Origin of the sequence: Azoarcus sp. KH32C, assembly GCF_000349945.1 — a bacterium.
Lineage (GTDB): Bacteria > Pseudomonadota > Gammaproteobacteria > Burkholderiales > Rhodocyclaceae > Aromatoleum.
In genome coordinates this window covers 486,809-510,677 of the sequence record NC_020548.1, presented here as the reverse complement: position 1 = coordinate 510,677, position 23,869 = coordinate 486,809, and the positions used below count along the sequence as shown (strand labels likewise).

The 23,869-nt window shown below is 64.7% G+C and carries 25 protein-coding genes and 1 pseudogene; 14 read left to right on the top strand and 12 right to left on the bottom strand.

The features are described from left to right. Positions 1–2: 2 nt before the first annotated feature. The 4 genes from odhB (at position 3) to AZKH_RS25100 (ending at position 5,138) form a co-directional block, all read left to right on the top strand. Positions 3–1,196 carry a 2-oxoglutarate dehydrogenase complex dihydrolipoyllysine-residue succinyltransferase gene (gene odhB / locus AZKH_RS25115; RefSeq protein WP_015435443.1) on the top strand — a complete coding sequence of 398 codons (1,194 nt, stop codon included), beginning with the start codon at positions 3–5 and terminating at the stop codon, positions 1,194–1,196. 199 nt (positions 1,197–1,395) lie between these two features. Next, positions 1,396–2,751, top strand: coding sequence for an AAA family ATPase (locus AZKH_RS25110; RefSeq protein ID WP_015452123.1), 1,356 nt, complete (start codon positions 1,396–1,398; stop codon positions 2,749–2,751). Then, entirely contained in the window at positions 2,748–4,289 is a 1,542-nt protein-coding gene (locus AZKH_RS25105) for a VWA domain-containing protein (protein WP_015452122.1), read from the top strand. Before AZKH_RS25110 ends, AZKH_RS25105 begins: the two co-directional genes overlap by 4 nt. A gap of 12 nt (positions 4,290–4,301) precedes the next feature. Further along, entirely contained in the window at positions 4,302–5,138 is an 837-nt protein-coding gene (locus tag AZKH_RS25100) for a Rossmann-like domain-containing protein (protein WP_015452121.1), read from the top strand. Positions 5,139–5,179: 41 nt separating this feature from the next. Here AZKH_RS25100 and AZKH_RS27805 read toward each other — a convergent pair whose 3' ends face one another. Further along, on the bottom strand, positions 5,180–5,407 hold the full coding sequence (locus tag AZKH_RS27805) for a hypothetical protein (protein ID WP_041657948.1): 228 nt from the start codon (positions 5,405–5,407) through the stop codon (positions 5,180–5,182). A 217-nt stretch (positions 5,408–5,624) separates the two neighbouring features. On the opposite strand from AZKH_RS27805, the gene AZKH_RS25090 reads away from it, so the two are divergent. Further along, entirely contained in the window at positions 5,625–6,041 is a 417-nt protein-coding gene (locus AZKH_RS25090) for a DUF1801 domain-containing protein (RefSeq protein ID WP_015452119.1), read from the top strand. Positions 6,042–6,124: 83 nt separating this feature from the next. Here the strand turns inward: AZKH_RS25090 and AZKH_RS25085 are convergent, their stop codons facing one another. Beyond that, positions 6,125–6,409, bottom strand: coding sequence for a hypothetical protein (locus AZKH_RS25085; RefSeq protein WP_015452118.1), 285 nt, complete (start codon positions 6,407–6,409; stop codon positions 6,125–6,127). Positions 6,410–6,744: 335 nt separating this feature from the next. Here AZKH_RS25085 and AZKH_RS25080 point away from each other — a divergent pair, with 335 nt between their 5' ends. Next, complete coding sequence (locus AZKH_RS25080; protein ID WP_015452117.1) at positions 6,745–7,212, top strand: group 1 truncated hemoglobin; 468 nt, start codon at positions 6,745–6,747, stop codon at positions 7,210–7,212. Positions 7,213–7,629: 417 nt separating this feature from the next. Here the strand turns inward: AZKH_RS25080 and AZKH_RS25075 are convergent. The 3 genes and pseudogenes from AZKH_RS25075 to AZKH_RS25065 form a co-directional block, all read right to left on the bottom strand. Continuing rightward, positions 7,630–7,863 (bottom strand): annotated as a pseudogene (locus AZKH_RS25075) (rhodanese-like domain-containing protein); the annotation flags it as partial. A 169-nt stretch (positions 7,864–8,032) separates the two neighbouring features. Then, on the bottom strand, positions 8,033–8,554 hold the full coding sequence (locus AZKH_RS25070) for a phasin family protein (protein WP_015452115.1): 522 nt from the start codon (positions 8,552–8,554) through the stop codon (positions 8,033–8,035). A gap of 57 nt (positions 8,555–8,611) precedes the next feature. Next, positions 8,612–10,435 (bottom strand): bifunctional diguanylate cyclase/phosphodiesterase, encoded by a 1,824-nt coding sequence (locus tag AZKH_RS25065; protein ID WP_015452114.1) that lies wholly within the window; start codon positions 10,433–10,435, stop codon positions 8,612–8,614. 894 nt (positions 10,436–11,329) lie between these two features. Here AZKH_RS25065 and AZKH_RS25060 point away from each other — a divergent pair. The 3 genes from AZKH_RS25060 to AZKH_RS25050 all read left to right on the top strand — a co-directional run bounded on the left by AZKH_RS25060 (position 11,330) and on the right by AZKH_RS25050 (position 14,084). Next, positions 11,330–11,686, top strand: coding sequence for a PA2779 family protein (locus AZKH_RS25060; RefSeq protein WP_015452112.1), 357 nt, complete (start codon positions 11,330–11,332; stop codon positions 11,684–11,686). Positions 11,687–11,870: 184 nt separating this feature from the next. Continuing rightward, positions 11,871–12,617 (top strand): PA2778 family cysteine peptidase, encoded by a 747-nt coding sequence (locus AZKH_RS25055; RefSeq protein WP_231874598.1) that lies wholly within the window; start codon positions 11,871–11,873, stop codon positions 12,615–12,617. A gap of 201 nt (positions 12,618–12,818) precedes the next feature. Continuing rightward, on the top strand, positions 12,819–14,084 hold the full coding sequence (locus AZKH_RS25050) for a putative Na+/H+ antiporter (protein WP_015452110.1): 1,266 nt from the start codon (positions 12,819–12,821) through the stop codon (positions 14,082–14,084). A gap of 7 nt (positions 14,085–14,091) precedes the next feature. On the opposite strand, the gene AZKH_RS25045 is transcribed toward AZKH_RS25050, so the two are convergent. From AZKH_RS25045 to AZKH_RS25030, 4 genes are all read right to left on the bottom strand, one after another. Next, entirely contained in the window at positions 14,092–15,171 is a 1,080-nt protein-coding gene (locus AZKH_RS25045) for an alpha/beta fold hydrolase (RefSeq protein ID WP_015452109.1), read from the bottom strand. Positions 15,172–15,247: 76 nt separating this feature from the next. Then, positions 15,248–15,871, bottom strand: coding sequence for a glutathione S-transferase family protein (locus AZKH_RS25040; RefSeq protein WP_015452108.1), 624 nt, complete (start codon positions 15,869–15,871; stop codon positions 15,248–15,250). A gap of 91 nt (positions 15,872–15,962) precedes the next feature. Then, complete coding sequence (locus tag AZKH_RS25035; protein WP_015452107.1) at positions 15,963–16,628, bottom strand: rhomboid family intramembrane serine protease; 666 nt, start codon at positions 16,626–16,628, stop codon at positions 15,963–15,965. Between the two features lie 33 nt (positions 16,629–16,661). Beyond that, positions 16,662–16,976, bottom strand: a complete 315-nt coding sequence (locus tag AZKH_RS25030; protein WP_015452106.1) for a hypothetical protein — start codon at positions 16,974–16,976, stop codon at positions 16,662–16,664. A 192-nt stretch (positions 16,977–17,168) separates the two neighbouring features. Between AZKH_RS25030 and AZKH_RS25025 the strand changes: the two genes are divergently transcribed. After that, the gene (locus AZKH_RS25025) at positions 17,169–17,885 is read left to right on the top strand and encodes a VIT family protein (RefSeq protein WP_015452105.1); all 717 of its coding nucleotides are present in this window, start codon (positions 17,169–17,171) and stop codon (positions 17,883–17,885) included. A 4-nt stretch (positions 17,886–17,889) separates the two neighbouring features. On the opposite strand, the gene AZKH_RS25020 is transcribed toward AZKH_RS25025, so the two are convergent. After that, positions 17,890–18,504 (bottom strand): helix-turn-helix domain-containing protein, encoded by a 615-nt coding sequence (locus tag AZKH_RS25020; protein ID WP_051071829.1) that lies wholly within the window; start codon positions 18,502–18,504, stop codon positions 17,890–17,892. A gap of 106 nt (positions 18,505–18,610) precedes the next feature. Here AZKH_RS25020 and AZKH_RS25015 point away from each other — a divergent pair, with 106 nt between their 5' ends. Next, positions 18,611–19,801: a benzoate/H(+) symporter BenE family transporter gene (locus AZKH_RS25015; RefSeq protein ID WP_015452103.1), complete on the top strand. Its 1,191-nt coding sequence runs from the start codon at positions 18,611–18,613 to the stop codon at positions 19,799–19,801. Between the two features lie 13 nt (positions 19,802–19,814). Here AZKH_RS25015 and AZKH_RS25010 read toward each other — a convergent pair whose 3' ends face one another. Further along, a complete protein-coding gene (locus AZKH_RS25010) occupies positions 19,815–20,441 on the bottom strand; it encodes a cysteine hydrolase family protein (RefSeq protein WP_015452102.1) in 627 nt (208 codons plus the stop codon). A 153-nt stretch (positions 20,442–20,594) separates the two neighbouring features. On the opposite strand from AZKH_RS25010, the gene AZKH_RS25005 reads away from it, so the two are divergent. Further along, a complete protein-coding gene (locus tag AZKH_RS25005) occupies positions 20,595–21,557 on the top strand; it encodes a GlxA family transcriptional regulator (RefSeq protein WP_015452101.1) in 963 nt (320 codons plus the stop codon). A gap of 110 nt (positions 21,558–21,667) precedes the next feature. Beyond that, the gene (locus tag AZKH_RS25000) at positions 21,668–22,813 is read left to right on the top strand and encodes a branched-chain amino acid ABC transporter substrate-binding protein (RefSeq protein ID WP_015452100.1); all 1,146 of its coding nucleotides are present in this window, start codon (positions 21,668–21,670) and stop codon (positions 22,811–22,813) included. Positions 22,814–22,838: 25 nt separating this feature from the next. On the opposite strand, the gene AZKH_RS24995 is transcribed toward AZKH_RS25000, so the two are convergent. After that, the gene (locus AZKH_RS24995; RefSeq protein WP_041658140.1) at positions 22,839–23,516 is read right to left on the bottom strand and encodes a phosphatase PAP2 family protein; all 678 of its coding nucleotides are present in this window, start codon (positions 23,514–23,516) and stop codon (positions 22,839–22,841) included. A 110-nt stretch (positions 23,517–23,626) separates the two neighbouring features. On the opposite strand from AZKH_RS24995, the gene AZKH_RS24990 reads away from it, so the two are divergent. Next, positions 23,627–23,869: an acyl carrier protein gene (locus AZKH_RS24990; protein WP_015452097.1), complete on the top strand. Its 243-nt coding sequence runs from the start codon at positions 23,627–23,629 to the stop codon at positions 23,867–23,869.

Genomic DNA, 23,869 nt, shown 5'->3' with positions numbered 1-23,869 from the left:
ACATGCTGATCGAAGTCAAAGTGCCGCAACTGTCCGAATCCGTGTCGGAGGCGACGCTCGTATCGTGGCACAAGCAGGAAGGCGAGATGGTCGCCCGCGACGAGAACCTGATCGACATCGAGACCGACAAGGTCGTGCTCGAAACCCCGGCCCCGGCCGCGGGCGTGCTGGTGAAGATCATCAAGACCAACGGCGACACGGTCACCTCGGGCGAGCTGATCGCGCAGATCGACACCGAAGCGCAGGCTGCTGCCGGTGCTCCGGCTGCCGCTGCGGCGCCTGCTGCCGCTCCGGCTGCTGCCGCCTCGGCGCCTGCCGCGGCCGCCGGCACCGCGAGCCCCGCGGCGCGCAAGATCCTCGAAGAGAAGGGCGTCGCCGCGGCGGACGTTGCGGGCTCCGGCCGCGGCGGTCGTGTCACGAAGGAAGACGCCGTCGCGGCCCAAGCGCGCCCGGCAACGCCCGCGCCGGCACCGGCCGCGCTCGCGCTGACCGGTGAGCGCCCGGAAGAGCGCGTGCCGATGACGCGCCTGCGTCAGCGCATCGCCGAGCGCCTGATCCAGTCGAAGAACGAAAACGCGATCCTGACCACCTTCAACGAAGTGAACATGGCCCCGGTCATGGCGCTTCGCAAGCAATACGGCGACAAGTTCGAGAAGGCCCACGGCGTGCGCCTCGGGTTCATGGGCTTCTTCGTCAAGGCGGCGGTCGCGGCGCTGAAGAAGTTCCCGATCCTCAACGCCTCGGTCGACGGCACCGACATCATCTACCACGGCTACATCGACATCGGTATCGCCGTGGGCAGCCCCCGTGGCCTCGTCGTGCCGATCCTGCGCGACGCCGACCAGATGTCGATCGCCGACATCGAGAAGAAGATCGCCGAGTTCGGCCAGAAGGCCAAGGACGGCAAGCTCTCGCTCGAGGAGCTTTCCGGCGGCACCTTCTCGATCTCCAACGGCGGCGTGTTCGGCTCGATGCTGTCGACGCCGATCATCAACCCGCCGCAGTCGGCGATCCTCGGCATCCACGCCACCAAGGACCGCCCGGTGGTCGAAAACGGCCAGATCGTGATCCGTCCGATCAACTACCTCGCGATGAGCTACGACCACCGCATCATCGACGGCCGCGAAGCGGTGCTCGGCCTCGTCACGATGAAGGAAGCGCTGGAAGATCCGGCTCGCCTGATCCTCGACGTGTAAGCGTTTCGGGCGGCGGAGGCGCCGCTCACAGTCCGCAGGGTAGAGGTCCTCGGCGCGAAACATGCGCAGGATCAAGGGCAATCCCGAAGACGTGCAACACAATCACCGGATGGCGAAGGAAACGGGGCTCCGTGGCCTTCGCTATCATGTATCGGGTGACGATGTCACGGCTGGAAGGGTCTATCTCGTGTCTGCAACTGTGAAACTACCATCGATTCTGGCGGCCCTGGAACACGGGCTGATCGAGCGAAGCCGTGCAGTGCGGCTGGCCTTGCTGGCCGCGCTCGCCGGCGAGCACACGTTACTCGTCGGCCCGCCCGGCACCGCGAAAAGCGAACTCGCGCGGCGCCTGCATCTCGCGTTCGCCGATGCCCGCTACTTCGAGCGTCTGCTGACGCGCTTCTCGGTGCCCGAGGAGCTGTTCGGCCCGCTGTCGATCAGCGCGCTCGAAGAGGACCGCTACGAGCGCCAGACCGCAGGCTTCCTGCCCCAGGCCTCGATCGCGTTCATCGACGAGGTGTTCAAGGCCAACAGTGCGATTCTCAATGCGTTGCTGACGCTGCTCAACGAGCGCGAATTCGACAACGGCGCCCACCGTGAGCCGTGCCCGCTGATCAGCGTGATCGGTGCGACGAACGAGGTGCCCGAGGACGAGGTCGGCGAGGCCTTCTTCGACCGCTTCCTGATCCGCATGCCGGTCGCGCCCGTGAGCGCCGAGGGGTTTCGCGCATTGCTCGGTCTCGATGCGCAGACGCTGCCGCCTCCGTTCTCGCCGCTCGACGCGTCGGATCGCCAGTCGCTCGATGAGGCTGCTCAGCACGTCGCGGTGCCCCAGGCCGTGACGGCGCGGCTCCTCGAATTGCGCGACTACCTCGCCGGCGAGGAGCTCTACGTATCTGACCGGCGATGGGTGAAGCTCGTCCGGCTGCTGCGCGTGGCGGCCGCGAGCGAAGGCCGTGTCGAAGTCTCGACGTGGGACTTGTGGCTGCTGCCCTGGTGCGTTGCGCCCGACATCGCCCGACAACAGCAGATTGCCGACTGGCTCTCCGCGCGGCTCGGGGTGAGGGAGGCAATGTCGCCGGCGCGCCTCACGCGCGTCGTCGAGGCCTTCGAGGCCCAGCTTGAGGTCGAGCAGGAGGCCGACGACCTCGACTATGACGAGAGCGGCCGCCTGCGATTCGGGGATGAGTTCAGCGACGGCAAGCATGGCGAAGCGGCGTTGAGGATGCCGGGCCGGAGACGGCGTCACTACGGCGAGCGCCACATCGCGGCGCGCATCCGCCAGATCGACGAACTGGGCGAGCGGCTGGCCGGTTACGCCGGCGAGCTCGACGCGCTGCTCCGGGATCTCGATGGTTACGCGGCGCAGAGTTTGTGGCTCGACCGGGCGTTCGCGGAGTACGCCACAGCCCGGCTCGCCGAGACGGCCCAGGCGCTTGCGGCGCTGCGCGACAGGACGAGTATCGCGCGCACCGGCTTCCTCGCCTTGCCGCGCTTGCCCGATGATCCTGGCGTCGAGCCGGACCCGGTTGTATTCGATTCCCTCGAAGCGTGACAACCGAACTCCCGTCTCCGCTGCTTTTCGCACGTCGCGAGGAGACGCTGGCGCCGCTCGACGCGCTTGCGCGCAAGCTGTGGCTCGGATCGCTGATCAATTCGCAGGGGCATCTGGAGCCGCGGCTCGCCGGTCTCCTTGCGTGCCGCAATGCGCTCGTCTCGGGACGTCTTCCAGACCCGGAAGCACTAGCGTGGCCGGACGCGCCGCTTGGTGGCCCGCTGGCCGCGCTGTTTGCTGAACTCGACCTGCCGGCCTTCTGCGAAGACAAGCCCGACCTCGCCGACCAGCTCGTCAGCTCGCTGCTGTGGCACCTCGACCGCATCGTCGATTTCCAGGACCGCGGGGACTCGGAGGCGGAGGCGGTGGCGCGCATGCTCGAGGAGTTCGGCGGCGACTGGCGCGAGCGCTGCGGAGTGATGCACGAGCTTACCGAGGTCTTCGGCGACTGCGACGACCTCTTCAAGAATGCCAACTGGGATCAGTTGCAAGGCACGCTGAAGAGCGACGCCTGGCAGGAGGTCGTGCGCACGCGGCGTCTGATCGAGCGCCTGCCCGAGCTCGCCGCCCTGATCCGGGGTCTCGGGCGGCTGTTGCCGAGCGAGGCGCGGGAGGATTCGCGTACGCGGGACACTGAAGTGCTCGAAGAGGCGAGTGCTCCGCGCGCGGAACAACGCGTCACGCCGGTCCCCGAGCTTCCCGGCGAGACCTGCGGCGTCTATCGCTCGGGACGCATCGCACGCATGTTGCCGGTCGAGACGCTGCTGCTCACGAACCGGCGGCTCCGGCGGCTGCGCCTCGTCTGGCACGCGCGTCACGCCGAGCGCACGCTGCTTTCCTATGAGGACAATGACCGTCTGCAGGAGGTCGTGCACCGCCAGCAGCCGACGCTGCGCCCGAGCCTGCACCGTCGGCCCGAGCGGCGGCTGGAGATGGGGCCCTTGCTGGTGTGCGTCGACACCTCTGGCTCGATGCGCGGTGGGGCGGAGGCGGTCGCGAAGGCGATCGTGCTGGAGGCGGCGCGCACGGCCTACCGCCAGAAGCGCTCCTGCCATGTGTTCTGCTTTGGGGGACCGGAGGAGATTGTCGAGCTCGAACTGAGCCGCGACGCGGAAGGCATCGAGCGGCTGACGCGCTTTCTCGGACAAAGCTTCAGCGGCGGCACCGACATCTGCGGACCGCTCGAACGCGCGATCGGGCGCTTGGCCGACGCGCAGTGGCAGCTCGCCGATCTGCTGATCGCCTCGGACGGCGAGTTCGGCGCGACACGGGAGGTCGCCGCCGCCGTCGAGCGCGCCAAGGGCGAGCAGGGGCTGCGCGTGCAGGGCGTCCTGATCGGCGACCGCGAGACCATCGGCTTCCTCGAAGTCGCCGACGACATCTATTGGCTGCGCGACTGGCGCCACTTCGGCGGATCGCAGGTGGAGTCGCCCGTGCATTCGAAGAGCCTTACGTCCATGTATTTCCCCGGGGCGCTGCGTTCGCCCGAGAACCGGGCCGCGACCGTCGTCTGGGGAAAACAGGACAGCAAGGGATAAAGGAACTCAACAATGACTATCGCCAGCGAACTCATCGCCCTGCTGGAGCGCTTCGGTGCCCGCTCCACTTTGCCGCGCATTCGCGCGCTTCACTTGCCGCCGGCATTCATTCCGGGCACGAAGAGCGCCGAATTCTGCGCCATCGAACTGGAAGACGGCAGCATCGGCCTGAGCTACATGCTGCTTGGCGACACGCTCGCCTCGCTCGCTGCGGACACGGATATCGCCACACTGGCCGGCAGCGACAGCTTGGCCGTCGCGCGCTGGTACGTGTCCGAATCGGGGGCGAGGCGCACGATCGGCTTCGCGGTCGTGAACGCGCTGACCCGTTGCCTCTTCGAACGAGCCGGGTTCATCCCGGATTCGGCGGCCGATTCGATCGGCCTCCTCGATCCGCAGCCCGGCGAGCACATCGGCATGATCGGCTTCTTCGGCCCGCTGGTGCCCCGGATCGTCTCCTCGGGCGCGAGGCTCACCGTCGCCGAACTCGACCCGACGATGGCGGGCGAAGGCGCGGGCTATCGCGTGACGCTCGACGCCTCCGAACTCGCAAGCTGCAGCAAGGTGTTGTCGACGAGCACCGTCCTCCTCAACGACACGCTCGACGCCGTGCTCGCGAACTGCCGTTCGGCAAGGTATTTCGCGATGATCGGACCGGGCGCGAGCTGCCTGCCGGATCCGCTCTTCGAGCGCGGCGTGACGCTGCTCGGCGGGAACTGGATCTGCGATCGGGAGGGGTTCATCGACGCACTGAAACACGGCGGCGCCTGGGGGGCGCATGCGCGCAAGTTCGCGCTATTGCGGGAGGACTACCCCGGAGCCGCCGCATTGCTGCAACGGCTGAAGTAGAGTCCGCAGCCGAGGAAGCATCACCTGTCACGGAGGTCCCGCTAGGGCAGCAGGACCTTCGCAACGAGCGCCACATCGAAGCCGTCACGTAGCATCTTTTCGGTCACGTATGCCCTTTCGATCGGGCTGAACTTATAGGCGAGGGTGCGGCTGTATCCCAAAAAGCCTGTCGCGACGAGCCGTTCGATGTCATGAACGGCTTGCAGGAGATGTCTGTGATGGTCGTGCGGGGGAACATCCGTCCGGCCACCAGTTATGACCGTCAACATTGTCCTGGTGTGAACTCGAATCTCCGCGAGACGAGTACCTACCCTTCCGCCGATCCAGCCCAGACATATCGTCCGCGGAGCGATCCCGCCACACCCCTCCATTTTGTCTGAAACGGTTGGTTGTGCTTTCGCGATGGCTGGCGGCTCTTCTTACGGTATGGACAGTATATGGTATTGCTTCCGGAAGGAATGCGAGATGGATCACGGAGGACTGAGCATGACAAAGTCGGAGTCGAGCAATGCCGAGCGGGCAGCGGAACTGATCGACAGAAGAATCGCCGAGCTCGGGGATTGGCGCGGCGAGACCTTGAGCAGGATGCGCAAGCTGATCAAGGAAGCCGACCCGGACGTCGTCGAGGAGTGGAAATGGATGGGGACTCCCGTGTGGTCGCACGACGGGATCCTCTGCACCGGCGAGTCCTACAAATCGATCGTGAAGCTGACCTTTGCCAAGGGGGCTTCCCTGGAGGATCCGGCCAGGCTCTTCAACTCGAGCCTCGACGGGAAGGTCAGGCGCGCGATCGACATCCATGAGGGGGAGGAGGTCGACGCGGAGGCGTTCAAGGCACTCATCCGCGCCGCGGTCGCCCTCAATACGTCGGCCGGGAAGGCAAAGCCGAGGCGAGCGAAATAGGGAGCGGGGACGATGGCCGGTGCGAGGAGACGGCGGAGCCGATCGGCGTTCGCCGCCTCATGGCGCGGTAACCGAACAGGCGCTCAGGGTACGAGGACCTTGACGAGAATCTCTTCCTCGAAGCCGTCGCGGAACATTTGCTCCGTCGCGAAGGCGCGTTCGATGGGGGTGAATTCACTGGCGAGGCTCTGTCCGGTTCGGAGCTGCCCGGCGACTACCAGGCGCTCGATTTCGTGAACCGTTTCGAGGAGATTCTGATGATGATTCTCGGGCCGGGGTTCGGCGCCGTCACCGTTGATGACCGTAAACATTTTTTTCTTGTGTGAGACCGCGGCCTTACGGCCGGGGAGGTCGAGCGTTGACAACACCGCGCCAACGCGTTCGGCAGACTTACCTCAGCACACGCTCCCTTTTTGTGTCTGCGCCGGGTTGAAACTGTGGGTTCGGTTCCGGACTACCGGTTCCTGTTTATACCATTAGAACAGTTTATACCGTTTATTGCGTAGATCAATCGGCCAGGGAAGCAATGCACGAGTCCGACACATCTTGTGACTTTCGGATAAAAATTTGCGCCGTTGTGCCTATCATGGGATAGGTATGCAACTGTGCCTCGGGTACCGAGGACGTTCCGGACTGCCATCTTCAGGGCCGATGGCGCCCACTGTCGAATGCGGGCCCCGAAAACAGCGCGGAGGAGCAAGAAATGAAGAAATTTCGGATAGCTTTGCTCGCGGCGGCATTCACGATCGGCAGTTCGTTCGCGCCACTGGTGTCGGCCCAGCAGGCGGATACTCAGAAGCCCCTGTACGAACGACTGGGTGGCTTGAAAGGCATCACCGTCGTGGTCGATGATTTCCTTGATCGTCTGGTGGCGAACCGGACGCTCAACAAGAATCCGGCCATCAAGGCGGGCCGCAAGAATTCGCCGACTCCCTACCTCAAGTTCCAGGTTTCCCAAATGGTCTGCGAGGTCACGGGGGGCCCATGCAAATATACGGGGAAGCCGATGAAGGAGTCCCACGCTCACCTGAACATCAGTGAGAACGAATGGGACGTCATGGCCAAGGAGTTCAAGAAGTCCCTGGACAAGTTCAAGGTCCCGGCGGCCGAGCAAGGGGAACTCTTTGCAATTGTCGGCAAGACCAAAAACGACATCGTGACGCGGAAGTGAAACCTGCGCGTCAAGGTCATGCATGAACGAGCGTCAGTTTGCAGCGGCCGTATCGCTGAGGGGCGTGGCCACCCGCTTCAGGATCGCGTACTGAAACTCCTGGGTTTTTCCCGAGGGCATGACATGGCTCTCGCCTTCATCGCCAAGGAGTTCGAAACCATCGCCGAAAATTGCGGCCAGGGCAGCGGCGTCGTAATTGGCGACGTCGAGCTTGCTGCAATGGCGCGGTCCGTCTTTCGCAAACGTGGCGACGATCAGATGGCCGCCGGGCTCAAGACTGGCTGCGGCCAGTTCGACGTAGCGCTGACGTTTAGAGGGAGCGGTCTAGTCGTGGGCGATACCAGCTCATGGCCGTTGCCGGTTTGCTGCGATAGATGCCTTCCCAATGTTCGGCGAGGGGGGCAGCCGTTGAATCGTTCATGCCTGCGCCCTCGCCAACGTTTCGATCGGCAGTCCGCCGGCTGCCCATTCGCTGACCCCGTCAGTGATCCTGTGGGCCGTGTAACCCTTGGCACGTAGCAACTTCACCGCTTCTTCGGACATGAGACAGAAAGGCCCGCGGCAATAAGCGACGACGGCCCGGTCGGCGGGCAGGTCGGCCAAGCGTTTCTCCAGTTCGTTCAGCGGGAGGGACCGCGCGTGGGGCAGATGGCGTATTGGAATACTAGGCGAGCCTATCCGCAATGTGAAGCCGCAGGATGCTGACGCCGATCGGGCAATGCAAAAGAAAATCCCCGCGCGGACGCTGATCCGGGCGGGGATGGAGGACTCCGGCGCAAGGGCCGGGTGCGCTCTTTTTGTTCTTTCTTGTTCTTGTTGCTTATGCGGTCTTCCGGGCGCGGCCCGATTCGGCGGGGGCGTCGGTCGCGCTGTCGGTCTCAATCTGCGTATTTTGTGCCGTATTCCTGACGATTTCCAGTGCGGACATCACGGCGGCGAAGGCGAGGTTCGAGCCCGGCTTGACGGATTCGGCGGCACTCTCGAGGCGGGAGACGAGTTCCCGGGTGAAGTGCGAAATCCGCGGCTCGATCAGATCCAGCGTCGTCTGCTGGCACTGGGCGATGATCTCGAAGGCGATGCGCGCGGACTCGGTGCTCTTGTCGATCAGGCGCCAGCCGAGGGCGGTTTCGAGCTTGATCAGCTCGCCGACCTCTTTGACGTCGACGATGGTATTGGCGTTATTGGCGAATTCGGCGATCAGGGAGCGCCAGGTGCCGAGCGTCGCGGCCAGCAGGTGGTCGTTGCTGTCGAGCGCGGCATTGGCGATGGCCGTTGCCGTGTCGAGATTGCGGTCTTGGACGTCGGCGATCGTTTGGGTGATTTTTTCGGCGTTGGGGATCATGGGTAACTCCTTCTTTCGAACCGGAAGCGGAATTAATACCAGACCAACATTATGTTTTTATGTTGGTGCTGTGCATGACGATGCGGGCGCGAGAATCGACCGGACGAGGAGTTCGCGCGCCTGGGAGGCGGGAACCGGCCGGCTGAAGAAGTAGCCCTGCACCTCATCACAGCCCGCCGTCTTAAGGTGGATCAGTTGGTCGATCGTCTCGACGCCTTCGGCGAGCACCTGCATGTTCAGGTTGTGGGCGAGTGCGATGATCGAGGCCACGATGACGCCGTCGTCCGGGCTGTTGCGGATGTCGTTGATGAACTCGCGGTCGATCTTGAGGCGATGGATCGGGAAGGTGCGGATGTAGCCGAGGCTGGAGAAGCCGCTGCCGAAGTCGTCGAGTGCGATGCCGAAGCCGAGCTTTTCGAGCCGGTCGAGCACCTGGCGGGCGATCTCGATGGAGTCGACGAGGGTGGTCTCGGTGATCTCCACTTCGAGGTCCTTCGCGGACACGTCGTACTTCGCGAGGATGGATTCGATGCGCTGCGGGAGTTCCTCGTCCTGCAGCTGTCGTGCGGAGACATTGAACGCGATCGGCACGGTGTCGAGCCCTTTCTCCTTCCAGGTCGCAAGCTGGTGGCAGCAGGCTTCCGCGACCCAGTTGCCGAGTTCGACGATGAGTCCGCTTCGCTCGGCGAGGGGGATGAAGTCGCCAGGGTAGATCAGGCCGAATTCGGGATGCTGCCAGCGTACCAGGGCTTCGAAACCGACGATGCGGTAGTCGGACAGCCGGACCTTGGGCTGGAAATGCAATACCAGCTCGTTGTCGGCGATGGCCTTCGGCAGGCGCAGTTCGAGGCTGAACAGACGGTCCCTGTCGACATTGAGGCCGGGGTCGTAATAGGTGTACTGGCCGCGGCCCGTCCGTTTGGACTCGTACATGGCTGCATCGGCATGACGACACAGGGAATCGACGTCCTGGCCGTCGCGCGGAAAGAGCGCAATCCCGATGCTGGGCGTGACGTGGATGTCGTGCTCGGCGAGGTTTGTCATCGGCACGCCGATCTGTTCGATGAGCTTGGCCGCGACGATCTCCACGTCGCTGACGCTTTCGAGCCCTGTCAGCAGCACGGCAAATTCGTCGCCGCCCAGGCGCGCAACGATGTCCGACTCTCTCAATGTGGAGCGCAGCCGCCCGGCAACGGATTGCAGCAGAAGATCGCCGACGTGGTGCCCGAGCGTGTCGTTGATCGCCTTGAACCGGTCGAGGTCGAGGTAGAGCAGCGCGTAGTGCTTGCGGCTGCGCTTGGCGCGGCACAGATGCGTGCCGACAAGCTCGCCGAACATTCGCCGGTTGGGCAGGCCGGTGAGGTGGTCGTGGGCCGCCATGACGAAGGCGCGGCGCTTCTCGTCCTCAAGTCGCGCGATGAGGGCACGGTTCTCGTGATCGGTGGCCTTGAGCGCGGCGACGATCCGCTTCTGCCGTGCGATTCCCCGGACGACGGCGGAGGCCGCCAACGCGATCATGACGGTCAGTATTACCATCGTGGTCACGAAGCCGGAAGCCGTGCCGGTAGGCGGGGTGATGATCTCCTGCAGGCCACTGGCGGTGCCGTCGATGGACCCGTCGGAGACCAGAACCATCTGCCGTCCTCGGTCCAGCGTCCGGGTCAGTTTCTCGGAAACCGCAGCGACGAGGTTCTCCTGATGCACCGTCGCGTTGTATCGGAGCAAGGCCTTTTCGGCGTCAAGCCGTTGCCACGCGGCGACCCAGATCAGGACGATCAGGATGAGGGAAATTCCGACGCTGCCAAGCGCCAGGATGGTCCAGTCATCGCGTAAGAGATGGCTGAGCCAGGTTTTGCGTCGTAGGGAAAAGGAGGGGGGCACGTCTGGGACAGTCGGTAAAGGCGGGTCGTTGCGTGCCCGTATGATTCCCCTAAACGGTTACAACTTTGTGACTAAGTGTTTGCCGCGTTGCCGGTCATCCGCGGCGGCCAGCGCCGCGTAAGACTTGCCGCAAGCCCTGTAAAACCTGCTCCGCGATAGACGGAGCGGTCGCTCGGACGACTCAATTGCTCGTGTCCGGAGCATGGCACGCGATACGACCAAAGACGTGCAGGTCCGCCCGGAGAGCCGCTGTGGCGGAAGACGGGGGCGGTCGGCCGGCATAGCGGCGAAATGCCATGGGCGAAATCGGGAATTCCGCTTGCTTCGGGGCCACGGTCATTCCCCCTCAGCAGCGTCCAACCGACGGCCCGGCGTTGTTCGGCGCTGAGACGATCGGCGAGCAAGAGCCCGATTCCGGCGCCGAGCATGCCGCGTGTACCGGCGATCAACCCGAGGGTCGGCAGGTCTAGTTCCGTTTTCATGGGGACCTCCTTCAGCACGTTTCGCCGCCCTGCATCGCCAGTTGCAGCAACTGGGCAAGGTTGCAGGGGCTGACGTCCCGTGACGTGCAGGATTTGGTCCCGGCAGCTGTAGCCGACTGCGACGATCAAGCTATCCGCCGCCGCCTTCCGCGCCGCGGGCAGCCGCACGCGTTCGCCGTAGCGCATCGAGATCGCGCATCGAGATCGCGCATTTCGTCGACTTGGGGCTGTCTTCCGAGCAATGCGTCGTGAAGTCCCGCGAGTTCTAGCTCAATGGTTTCAATGTGTTTCAATCGTCGCCGAAAATGCTCGATACGAGGCCATTTCCGTAGAACTCGGGCTGCCGAGTGAATTTTTTGCCGCGACGGGAAGTCGAACGGATGCATGTTCACCGACAAAGAAGGAGAACACCATGAAGAAGACTTCCGCCCGCGTCGTCCCGACTGCGCTGCTTGCGCTGGCTCTTGGCTTCCAAACGCCTGCCCTGCGCGCCGAAATGGTCGCCACCCCGGATGTCGCCACCCGCCAATCGGCGGATGCCGAGCGTGCCAAGGTGCTGCAGTTCATGGAACAGGCAAGCGTCAAGGAACGCCTACAGGCCATGGGGGTGGACGGCGTGGCCGCCACTGATCGTGTCGCGGCCCTGGACCAGGAAGAAATCCACGCTCTCGCCCAGCGCATCGATTCGATGCCGGCCGGCGGCAATCTGACGACGACGGAGTGGATACTCATCGTCCTGATCGCCATCCTGGTGGCGATCGCCCTCTGATGTGAAGGTCCTTTCACTCTGCCTGAGCGCCGCCGCGGCCCTGAGCTTGGCCGCTTGCCAGAGCCTCCCGTTGGGAGACTGGGGTAATCCCCCTTCCGATCCGTTTCCACAATGGGCGGAAAGGAAAGATGCACCTTTCTTCCCGCAGGAGGATTACCAATGCGGCCCGGCGGCTCTGGCCACCGTGCTGGGGAGCGCCGGCTTCCGGCGTGCCCCCGACGAACTCCGCGACGAGGTCTATATCCCCGCCCGGCAGGGAAGCCTGCAGCCCGAAATGCTCGCGGCGGCCCGTCGGTCGGGCGCGGTGGCTTACCGACTCGAGCCGGAACCACGAGCCTTGCTGAAGGAACTGGCGGCCGGCCACCCGGTGGTCGTACTGCAGAACCTGCGCTTCGACTGGGCGCCGGAGTGGCATTACGCGGTCGCCGTCGGATATGACCTGTCTGCGCGGCAGGTTGTCTTGCGTTCCGGGCGCGAGAAGCGTCTCGTGATGGACATCGATGCCTTCGATCGTAGCTGGGCCAAGTCCGGGCGCTGGGCATTCGTTGCGCTGCCACCGGACCGGCTCCCCGCCACGGCAAACGAGGCGGACTACGTGGCCGCCGCGGTAGCGCTGGAGCGGACGACCCCCCTTGCCGCCGAGGGCGCCTACCGCACTGCCGCGGGCGCTTGGCCCCACAATCTCGTGGCCCGCGTCGGACTCGGCAACGCTGCCTACCGGCGCGGCGACATCAAAGCGGCCGAAGCAGCCTTTCGTCAGGCAACTGCCGACCACCCCGATTCCGCCGACGCCTGGAACAACCTCGCCCAAGTCCTGCACGAGCGGGGGCAGGGCGCGGCTGCGCGGCAAGCCGCGGAGCGGGCCGTGCTTATTGGCGGACCACGTCTCCCGGCCTACCAGCGGACCCTCGAGCTTGTCTCCGGAGGGTAGACGCGCGACGCGTGAGTCCGCGGGTGCAGCGAGCACTTCCCCGAAGCAGGTGTCGTAGGCGTCTTCGGCGTGCGGAAATGCCATTGCCGGCAATGGTTTCGAGGAGCCGCCTGCGCTAGACTGGCAGTCGGGTGTCGTCGGCATTTCGCACGACGACAGGTTCATGCGATGGTCGGGCCGCCTCGCGGAGTTTCCGCGCCCATGAACCCCATGTCTTCCCACATCGTCGAGCTGATCGCAACCGCGCTATTTGCGGTGGCGCTGATCCACACCTTTTCCACCCGGCTCTTCGAGCGTCTCGCAGACTCCCACCCACGTCACGCAGGCATCTGGCATCTGCTGGGCGAGGTCGAAGTCGTTTTCGGTTTCTGGGCGATGGTGCTGATGGTCTGCATCTTCGTCGTCGGCGGCAGGGACGAGGCGACTGCCTATCTCGACTCGCGCAACTTCACCGAGCCCATGTTCGTGTTTGCGATCATGGTGATCGCTGCTTCGCGGCCGATCCTGGAATTTGCCGGTACATTGGTGCGTTCCGTGGCGCGCTACCTCCCCTTGCCCGGAGCGATGCCGGAGTACTTCGTCGTGCTCGCGCTCGTCCCCCTGCTCGGATCCTTCGTCACCGAACCCGCTGCAATGACCCTCGCGGCCTTGATGTTGCGCGACCGGCTCCTCTGCGCGCCGGTGTCGTCCTCGCTGAAGTACGCGACCGTCGGCGTGCTCTTCGTGAACATCTCCATCGGCGGAACCCTCACGCCCTTCGCGGCGCCGCCGGTCCTGATGGTGGCTGCCAAGTGGAACTGGGACATCTGGTTCATGATGTCGAACCTGGGCTGGAAGGCGGCCAGCGCCGTCGTGATCAACGCCGCCGCCGCCATGCTGCTGTTCCGCCGCGAACTCGGTCAGCTTGCCTCCCCCTCCGCACGGTCGGAGGCCGAGATCCCCCCAGCCATGGTGCTCGCGCACCTCCTATTCCTCGTGCTCGTCGTGCTCTTCGCACACCACGCCAAGATCTTCATGGGCGTGTTCATGTTCTTCCTGGGCTTTTCCGCTGCCTATCCCCGGCACCAGAACCCCTTGATCCTGCGCGAGGCCTTTCTGGTGGCTTTCTTCCTCGCAGGCCTCGTCGTGCTCGGCGGATTGCAGCAGTGGTGGCTGGAGCCGCTGCTGATGGGCATGGACGAGAATGCCGTCTTCTTCGGCGCAACGGCGCTGACTGCCGCGACCGATAACGCGGCGCTGACCTACCTTGCCTCACTGGTCGAAGGCTTGAGTGAAGGATTCAAGATTGCCTTAGTCGCAGGGGCGGTCACCGGAGGCGGATTGACCGTGATCGCCAACGCGCCGAATCCGGCAGGCGTTGCGATCTTGCGCGAGAGATTTCCGGACAACACCGTCCATCCTTTGGGTCTGCTGCTTGCCGCCTTGCCTCCGACGATCACGGCCGTACTTGCGTTCCGCCTTCTTTGACTTGCGCTCAATGCGCAGCCAACTGCTCCAGCCAGTCGAACACCGCCGGCCAGATGCGCCGATGGGCGTTCTCGCCGACCAAGGCGCCGACGTGTTTCAGCGCGACACCGGTGTCGCCGTAATAAGGGATCGCCTCCTTTTCCGTGCTGCCGGCCAGCGCGCAGAAGTCGAGCACCGAGGCGGGCGGCACGATGCGGCTGGCGGGATCGTAGACGGCGAGCAGCGGCGCGCGGACATCGCCGGGCAGGAGAACGCGGTCGCCCAGCACGAGCTCGCCCCGCATGAAGCGGTCCTCGCGGTAGAGGTGCTCCACGAGTTCCTCGAACAGGCGGCGCGGCAAGGCGAACTCGTCGAGAGCCCAGCGCTCCACGCGGCAATGCGTTTCGAATGCCGGGCGCGATGCCAGGCTCGCGACGAAATCGGCGTAGCGCTCAAGCTCGAAGGTTGCCGGCGACGCGCAGACGCTTAGCAGGTCGATCAGCGATCCCGGTATTCGAGGCGAGGAGGGGACGAGGGTGCGCGCGGGGATCCCGCTGTCGAGCATCCGCTTGAACGCGCCCGCCGCGTCGCCGAAACGCACCGGTGCCTCGATCAGCACGAGGGCGGCGGGGGCCGCAGGCCGGCAGGCAGCGTACAGCGCGGCGAATGTCCCGCCCAGCGAATGACCGGCAAGGACGATCCGCTCCGACTGCGATCGCGCCCGGATAGCGTCCACACAGTCGTCGAGGGTGGCCAGCGCGTAGGCCTCGAGACCGAGTTCGTCTTCGTCGCCGTGCGCTTCGGTCCAGTCGATCAGGTAGACCTCGAAGCCGCGCTCCGTCGCCCGGCGGACCACGCTTCTTTCGGGGGAGAGATCCCAGATGTAGGGTCGTTTGATCGGCGCCGGCACCAGCAGCAAGGCGGGCCCGCCGCCGCGCGATGGCGAATAGGCACGCAGCTGCGCGCAGGGCCGGGTCAGCACGACCTCGAAGGCACTCTCCTGCGGCCCCAACTCGAGGCGATCGAGCATCTGTCCCGCGTATCGGCGCGCCTTGTCCAGCGATTCCAGCCAGCCCAAGGCGCGGGCATGTGCGATCGGCTCGGGCATCGTGAACCTCCTTCACCGTCATGCGGGACGGACACTCACTGAGACGGCGCCGGCGCCGGCGCAGTCGAGTTCGACCTCAGGTGAGGGCGCGCTTGTCGTAGTATTTCGCGATCGCCGGCGTGCTGCCGATCCGGTCCATGTACCCGGCGAGCGCGGGGGCGACCGTGGCGACCAGGTCGGTCGGGATGTGATCGAGCTTGCCCGAGGTCAGCCAGCGTAGAACGACCAGCGCCTTGAGGTCGGCGATCGTCAGACGGTTGTCGGCCAGATAGGTTCCACCGCTGCTTTCGAGCCGACGTTGGAGCCAGCGCAAATACCGCGGCAGTGTTTCAGCCGCCAGCGCCTCGCGCGCTTTTTTGAAGTCGTCGCCCTTCATGCCGAAGGTCGTGGAGATTGCGGCGTTGACGTCTTCGAGGGCGCTCATGATTTCGTCGCAGAGCAGGGCCTGCAGCGGATCTTCAGGATACAGCCCGGCCAATTTGCCGGCGTAGCGCGTGATCGCGTCACCTTGCGTGACTACCCGATCATTCACTTGCAGGGTCGGAACCTGGTTGAGCGGGGCGGTCTTGCGGACTTCGGGAAAATCGGCCGGCGCAAAGCGGAAGTCCTCGAAAGGGATGCCGCCGATATGCAAGGCCAATCGCGCAGGCTCGGCACGCCCGCCGTCGAAGTCGAAATAGGTCAGCTTGAGTTTGTCCATTTGTCGTCCTTGTTGGAGTTCTTCGGGGCTGGTTCCGAAATGCACTGTAGTCAAGACACTTCCGGCTGCGCAAGGCCGGACCGTTCCCGGATCACTTGTTGCCGGGCTCTTCGTCCACGTTGTTCGCTTCGTCCTCCCACGAGTATCGGCGACGAGGCGGAATGTCCAGACGCCGCAGCGCGACCGCCAGGACTGCGCCGATCAGTGCGGCGGAAAGGTGGGTTTCCCAGGACATCGCCGGCTGGATCGGCAGTACGCCCCAGACGAGGCTTCCGTACAGGAAGCAAACCAGCAAGGATGCGGCGATCGCGCGGCGGTCGTGTCGGATCGTGCCCGCAACGAAGACGTACGCGAGCAGTCCGTAGATCAGCCCGCTCGCACCGATATGGATCGACGCGCGGCCCCACAGCCACACCGCGACGCCCGGGCCCAGGTAGATCGCGGGCACCACCCTAAGAGCCGAGTTTGGATAGAGGTGCAGCATCGCCGTGATCAGCACCAGCAGCGGAGCCGAGTTGGCGAAGAGGTGGGCGATGTCTGCATGCAGCAGTGGCGCGAGGAGGATGCCCGGCAATCCGCTCCATGTTCGCGGACGTACCCCGAACCGCTCCAGGCTCAGGTCGAGTGCTCCGTTCACGATCATGATCAGCCACAGGAGCGCGACCAGGCCGAGCGCGATGCGCAACGCCAGGCGGAAATTCGCGCGGGCGCGCTCGGAGCTGGTGTAGGTCGGGTCGGGGGTGTGAACCTGCATCATGATCCGTTAGCCGGATTTGATTCCGGATCGCCGTCAGCCGAGTTCGGAAAGAAAGCGCTTCCGAGCTTGTTCCAGCGCTTCTCGCGCCGCCTCATCGGCAAGTGTCAGCGCTGTTTGGTGATACGTCTCGAATGCAGCGATCACCCTTGCAGTGTTCAGCGTCTCAGTTTTTGGGGACGGCGCCATCTGCGGTGGAGCCTCCCCGGGGACCGGATGAAGCGCAGCGTGCTTCGGAATGAAAACCGTGCCGCCACCGGGATCCGCGGAGGCCGTCATCGGGCCGACTTTGGTGTAGGTGATGCCTTTCCATTGGAAACGGGCACCGAGAGGGAACAGGTCGATCTTCATGGTCGTTCGATGAGGCGGATGCTTGAGCTGACAGTGTAATGCTGTGAGTGTCTGCGGGGTGGTGATCGGCCTAGCTCCGCGTCCGATTCACGCAAGAGGTGTGTTCCTGCCGCGGGCGGGCCTTGCTCCCCGCATCCGCATCGCCTATGCCGTGGATAATGACTCGGAATGGCGGGGCAGGAGACTCAAGGCATGGACAATCGAATGCAGACTTTCGCTCGGCCGAAGCACCCCGAGCGCCATCGCACGAAGCGCATCGGTTGGCTGCGGGCCGCGGTGCTGGGTGCCAACGACGGCATCGTGTCCACCGGTAGTCTTATCCTGGGTGTGGCGGCCGCTGAGGCCGCGCGGGGAAGCGTGCTGATCGCAGGCGTTGCTGGCTTGGTGGCGGGGACGCTATCCATGGCGGCGGGAGAGTACGTCTCGGTGCAGTCGCAGGCGGACACCGAACAGGCCGACATCGACATCGAGCGGCGCGAGCTCAAGCATGACGCGGTCGGTGAGCGTCGTGAGCTGGCGGCGATCTATGTGCGCCGCGGCGTCGATCCGGCCCTCGCCGACGTGGTCGCGGAGCAACTCATGGCCCGTGACGCCCTGGGTGCCCATATCCGCGACGAGCTGGGCATCTCCAGTCAGCTGAGGGCGCGTCCCCTTCAGGCTGCAGCGGCGTCGGCGGCGAGTTTTGCGAGTGGGGCGGCGCTGCCGCTGTTGGTGGCCGCCTTCGGGCCGCCGAATGCGCTGAAGCCGTTGGTCGCGCTGTTCTCGCTAGTGTTTCTCGCAGTGCTCGGTAGTATCGCGGCACAGGCGGGGGGCGCACCGGTCGTGAAGGGCGCTTGCCGCGTGACTTTCTGGGGAGCGTTGGCGATGGCGGTGACAACGGGGGTGGGGGCGTGGCTGGGGATGGGGTAGCGATTCACTCGGCCCCGATGGGCGCGGCAGTTCCTGTGTAGCAGATCAGATTGTGGCAAACGGCCGGTGCCTCGCCGGGGTTGCGGTAGCCATGCGGCCGATCGGCCGGGAAGCGCACGGCCTCGCCTTCGCTCAGAGCGTGCCAGGATCCGTCGACCAATACCTCCATCGTGCCGCGGACGACGATCACGTGTTCGATGACGCCGGGGAGGTGAGGTTCCGAGTGACGCTCATAGCGAGGCGCCAGCGTCAGTTCGAGTAGTTCGAAACCGAGCTGCGAATCGTAGGGGAAGAGCGGTGCAACCCACATCGGATCGCTCGCAGGCCGGTCACGCAATGCGGCGGCGGAGCGGAAGGCGGGCTTCTCGTGGCGCACGGGCGGTTCGATGAAGGCCGAAAGCGGCGTGTGGAAGCCGGAGGCGATGCGCCATAGCGTCGCCACGGTCGGGCTGGATTCGGCGCGCTCGATCTGGCCCAGCATGGCCTTGCTGACACCGGTCTCGGCAGCGGCGCGGTTCAGGCTCCAGCCGCGTTCGGCACGCAGCCTCCGCAGCGTCTCGGCCAGATGAGCGGCGAGCGCGGGAGTAGCCGTGGAAGGTGGATTCTGCTTTTTCGACATGTAGATCACGCTCTTGCCTGTGCTTGTGCGCTATAGCGCACGTTGCTATGCTGCCCGTTGTGCGTTATGGCGCACGCTCTTCCAATTACGCCAGAAAGGGCGAGACATGGGCAAGCAAAACACCGCATCCGGCATCACGCGCCATTTTCCGCACCTCGCGGCGGGCTTTATCGCGGTGCTGGTCGGCTACACCAGTTCGGCCGCGATTGTCTTCCAAGCCGCCCACGCCGCCGGGGCCACGCCGTCGCAGCTTGCGTCCTGGCTTTGGGCGCTCGGCCTCGGGATGGGCGTGACTTGCATCGGACTCTCGTTGCGCTACCGAACACCGATCCTCACCGCTTGGTCGACGCCGGGTGCGGCGCTCCTGACGACCGGGCTCGTCGGCGTGCCAATGAACGAGGCGATCGGCGCCTTCCTTTTCGCCTCCGGCCTGATGGCAGTGCTCGGTTTCAGCGGCGGCTTCGAACGCATCATGCGCCACGTGCCCCCGTCGATCGCCGCCGCGATGCTCGCCGGCGTGCTCCTGCGCTTCGGCCTCGGCGCGTTTTCGTCGCTCGGCGGCAATCTTTCGCTGGTCGGGACGATGATCGTCGTTTTCTTCGCCGGGCGCCGGTTTTGGCCGCGCTACGCCGTCCCGCTGGCTTTCCTTGCCGGCCTGGTGGTCGCTGGGGCCAGTGGCAGCATTGCGATCGGCGAAATCCGCTGGCAACTCTCTGCTCCGGAATTCGTGATGCCCAGCTTTTCGCTCCAGACCCTGATTGGCGTCGGACTGCCGCTCTTCATGGTCACGCTCGCCTCGCAGAACGTGCCCGGCCTGGCCGTGCTGCGCGCCAACGGTTATACGACACCGGCCTCGCCCCTGCTGGGCTGGACCGGAGTCACTGGCCTCGTACTGGCGCCATTCGGCGGCTTCTCGTTCAACCTCGCGGCGATTACCGCCGCAATCTGCATGAGCCGCGATGCCGATCCCAACCCGGCAAAGCGCTATCTCGCGTCGACCTGGGCCGGCGGCATCTATCTGCTCACCGGCATCGGCGGGGCGACGGTGGCGAGCCTGCTCGCCGCAATCCCGAACGCCCTGGTCGTCGCGATCGCGGGGCTTGCGCTGATGGGCACGATCGCAGGCAGCCTGACGACGGCGCTTGCCCACGAGGACGAACGGGAAGCCGCAGTGGTCACTTTCCTGGTGACCGCGTCGGGCGTCACCTTGTTCGGTATCGGCAGCGCATTCTGGGGGCTCGTGTTCGGTTACGCCGCCACCCACATGTTGCGTCGCCCGCGGAGCGTGGCGGTCTAGTGGATCGTCACCCTTACACGAGCCCCTTCGCGCGGCGGTTCGACAGATACACGTTGTCGCGCGGGATCGCCGCGCCGTCCCGCACGGCGACTGCCCAATTTGCCGTGCTGGTCACGGCGGCGAAGTTCGAATGGAACACGGTGCTGAAGACACGGTGGATCTCCTCGGCGCTTGCCTTGCCCGCGGCGTTCTCGTAGGGGAGGGAGCCCGTCGCGTCGGCCAGGAATTCGACCGTCAATCCGTGGTGGTAGGCATGGAAGATCGTGGAAGCGTCACAGTTGTGCGTCATGTAGCCGACGACGGTCAGCGTGTCGATGCGGTTGCTGGCAAGCCATTCCGCGAGATCCGTCCCGGCAAAGGCGCTTGCCATGGTCTTGTGGATGCGGTGGTCGGCCGGACGCTCGCCGACGACGGGATGCAGTTGCCACGTCTCCGAGCCCTTGGCGAACACGGGCGAATTTTCGGGCGCATCATGTTGGACGACGATCACCGGTATGCCGGCCGTACGCGCGGTGTCCATCGCCAGGCCGATATTGGGCAGCGAGGTTTCAACCGGCGGGAATTCGATCTTCAGGTTGCCCGTGAAGTATTCGTTCTGCACGTCGATGACAAGCAGGGCGCGGCGAGGGGATGCGGTCATGTTGGTCTCCGATGATGGGTGTCGGCGTTTGATGTTCGGAATGAAGGCCTGACGAGCGCATTGTCTGCGCGACTCGCTTCATCAAAAAGTGGCCCGAACGACATTAAGCGTTAAAATCGGGCCATTCTTCTAGGCCACCATTCCGAGACTGATATGCAGCCCGTTCGCGTCGCCGTCCTCGCCTTTGACGACATCAGCCTCTTCCATCTTTCGGTGCCCGGTCTTGTGTTCAGCGGGGTCCGGTCGTCCTGCGGGTTGCCCCCGTACGAATTGCGCTATTGCGCCCCGGCTCCCGGCCGCGTGCGCTGTTCACAAGGGGTGGAGATCGACGTGCCCGGCGGGCTCGATGCAATGTCCGACGCCGATCTCGTCATCGTGCCGTCGTGGAACGAGCCGGACACCCTGGCTCCTGCCGCGCTCACCGAAGCACTCCGTGGCGCCCATGACCGGGGCGCGCAGATCGTGGGCCTGTGTCTCGGCGCCTTCGTGCTCGGCGACGCCGGTTTGCTCGACGGCCGGCGCGCGACGACCCATTGGGGATGGCGCGAGCTTTTCGCGCGGCGCTTTCCGAAAGCGGACTTCCGCCCCGACGTGCTTTACGTGGATGACGGCGAAATCGTGACCTCGGCCGGCACGGTGGCGGCGATCGATTGCTGCCTGAACCTCGTGCGCCAGCGCCATGGCGCCGACGTGGCCAATCGCGTCGCCCGCCTGCTGGTGACGCCGCCGCACCGGCAAGGCGGTCAGGCGCAGTTCGTCGAACAGCCGGTGCCGGTGCTGGCGAGCGAGAACCGCCTGCCCGGCGTGCTGGAGTGGGCCCGCGAGCGCCTCGGCGATCCGCTTTCGCTCGACCTGCTGGCCGACGCGGCCCACATGAGCCGTCGCACCTTCACCCGGCGCTTCCGCGAGGCGACGGGGACGACGGTCGCAAAGTGGCTTGCCGCGCAACGTCTCGCGCGAGCCCAGCAACTACTGGAGACTACCGACTTGCCCATCGAGCGCATCGCCGCCGAAGTCGGCTTCGGCACCGCGTTGTCGCTACGCCAGCACTTTGCCGCGCAGATGGGGACGAACCCTTCGGCCTATCGACGAGCCTTCTGCGAAGGCCGGCAATGAGCTTCCAGATTCCAGTCCATGTCCCCGCAGGCGATTTTCCCCAATATCGGGCTCAGGATCGTTCATCATTGCGGAAATCGCAGGAGGCGATCAGATTGCATGGAGGCTCGATGGTCAGCGCAGCTCATTTCTTCACACGGCTTCTCGTTTCGACCGTACTCGGTCTTGCGTCACTCGCTACGTGGGGCGCCGAGGATACCGTCGTCAAGATCGGCCTGACCGGTCCCCTCACCGGGCCGCAAGCGGCCATGGGCAAGGACAATGAGAACGCATTGCGGATGGCGATGGACCGCCTCAATGCCCAAGGGACGGTTGTGGCCGGCAAGAAGCTGCATTTCGAGCTGATGTCGGAAGACGATGCGGCAGATCCGCGTACCGGCATGGCAGTCGCCCAGCGATTCGTGGATGCCGAAGTCAAGGCGGTTCTCGGCCCATACAACTCGGGCGTCGCGATTCCGATCTCAAAGCTGCTCAACGACGCCGGGATCGTGATGGCGACGGTCGCATCCAACCCGAAGGTCACGCAACTGGGATACCCCTTCGTTTTCAGGATTGGCCCGAACGATTTGACGACGGGCGCGCGGATGGGAGTCTTCGCTGCAAGAAGACTGAAGGTGCGGAGCCTCGCGGTGATCGACGACAGAACCGCGTACGGTCAGGGCATCGCCGATGAATTCATCAAGGCGGCGAAAGCCAACGGTATTCAGATCGTGGCGCGCGAATTCACGACGGACAGGGCAACGGATTTCGCGGTAATTCTGACCCGGATCAAGGCCGTCAGCCCCGACGGCATTTTCTACGCGGGTTACCATGCGCAGGCAGGTCCCTTGCGTCGCCAGATGAAGGTGCTGGGGATGGAAGGCTACCTGCTGGGCGGTGACGCAATCTGCAATGAAGAGCTGGCGAAAGTGGGGGGCGAGGCGGTCGATGGGAATGTGTACTGCCCGCAATGGGGTGGGATACTCGATCAGAGTAATGAAGGCAGGCAGTTCAAGACCGAATACAAGAAGCGCTTCGGGGTCGAGCCGCTGACGTATGCCGGCCCGATGTATGACGCCCTCTTTCTCATCGTCGAGGCCATGAAAAAGGCGAACTCCGTCGAGCCCAGGCAGTTCCGGTCGGCGCTTGCGACGATCAGTTACCAGGGGCTCGCTGGAAGCTACCGGTTCGACGAAAAGCGGGATCTCAAGGATTCGCCGATCAAGGTGTACTCGTTCAAGAACGGTCAGCCGGTCGCGGTGCCTGACGGCGAGTAGCCGACCGTCCCCTATTCCTGGATTGTCAGATCACGCGCGGCGCGATCCGGGACACATGCCGCACGGAAGGTAGTGCGAAGGCCAGGCCGACGACGATCCCGGCTAGGACATCGAGCGCGACATGCTGACGGGTGGCCATCGTGGACCACAGGATCGCCACGCAGAGCAGCGCGTTCCCCCAGCGCAGCGCCACTGGCGCCGCGACCGAACGGGCGATGCGCTCGAGCCACAGGGCGGCGAACACCGACGACGCCACATGCAGCGACGGACAGGCGTTGCCCGCAGCGTCCACCTGCTTGATCAGCGCGAGTTCCGGGTAGAGCGACCAATCGATGCCGGTTGCCGGCACCGCGGTCGGGAAGAGCCAAAAGATGCCGAGGCAAAACAGGCACAGCCCGGACATCCATACCGCGAACCACAATAGGGGGCGCAGGCTGTCGATGAATGCGGGCGGCAGTGATACATAGACCCACAAGCTCACGTAGACCGGAAAGGCCGCGGTCGAGAAGGGGACCCACGCGTCGATCGCGAGGCGGGGCATCGTCGTCGGCGCCAGCATCGGCTGGCGGAGAATCGCGAAGTAGGCCCAGAAGAACACCATCATGAAAACCATCGTCGCGACGGCTTTCAGCGGCCAGTATGCGACGAAGCGGGCCGCCAGTTGGCGGAACCAGGCAGGGCGGGAGGCCGCATCCGGCGGCATTGCGGAGAGTGTCGGCATAGGAGGCGAGGATAGTATCAAAGATCGGCCGACTGCCAGGAACGCCGCCGAATCTATGTGAAACATCTGCTTTCAGTTAAAATCCGCGCGCTATGGATTCCATTGAACTTATTCGTGAATTTCTCGGCGAGCGCCTCGGCGTTGCGCCGGCAAAGGTTGTTTCGGAAGCGCCCCTGGAAGGCCTCGGCGTCGACTCGCTGATGATGCTTGAGCTGATGTTCGAGTTCGAGGACCGCTTCGGGATCAAGCTGCCGGCCGATCTCAAGAACCCGCAGAGCGTCGGCGAAATGGCGGCGACGATGGACGATCTGATCACGGCTCGCCAGGCCGCCTGA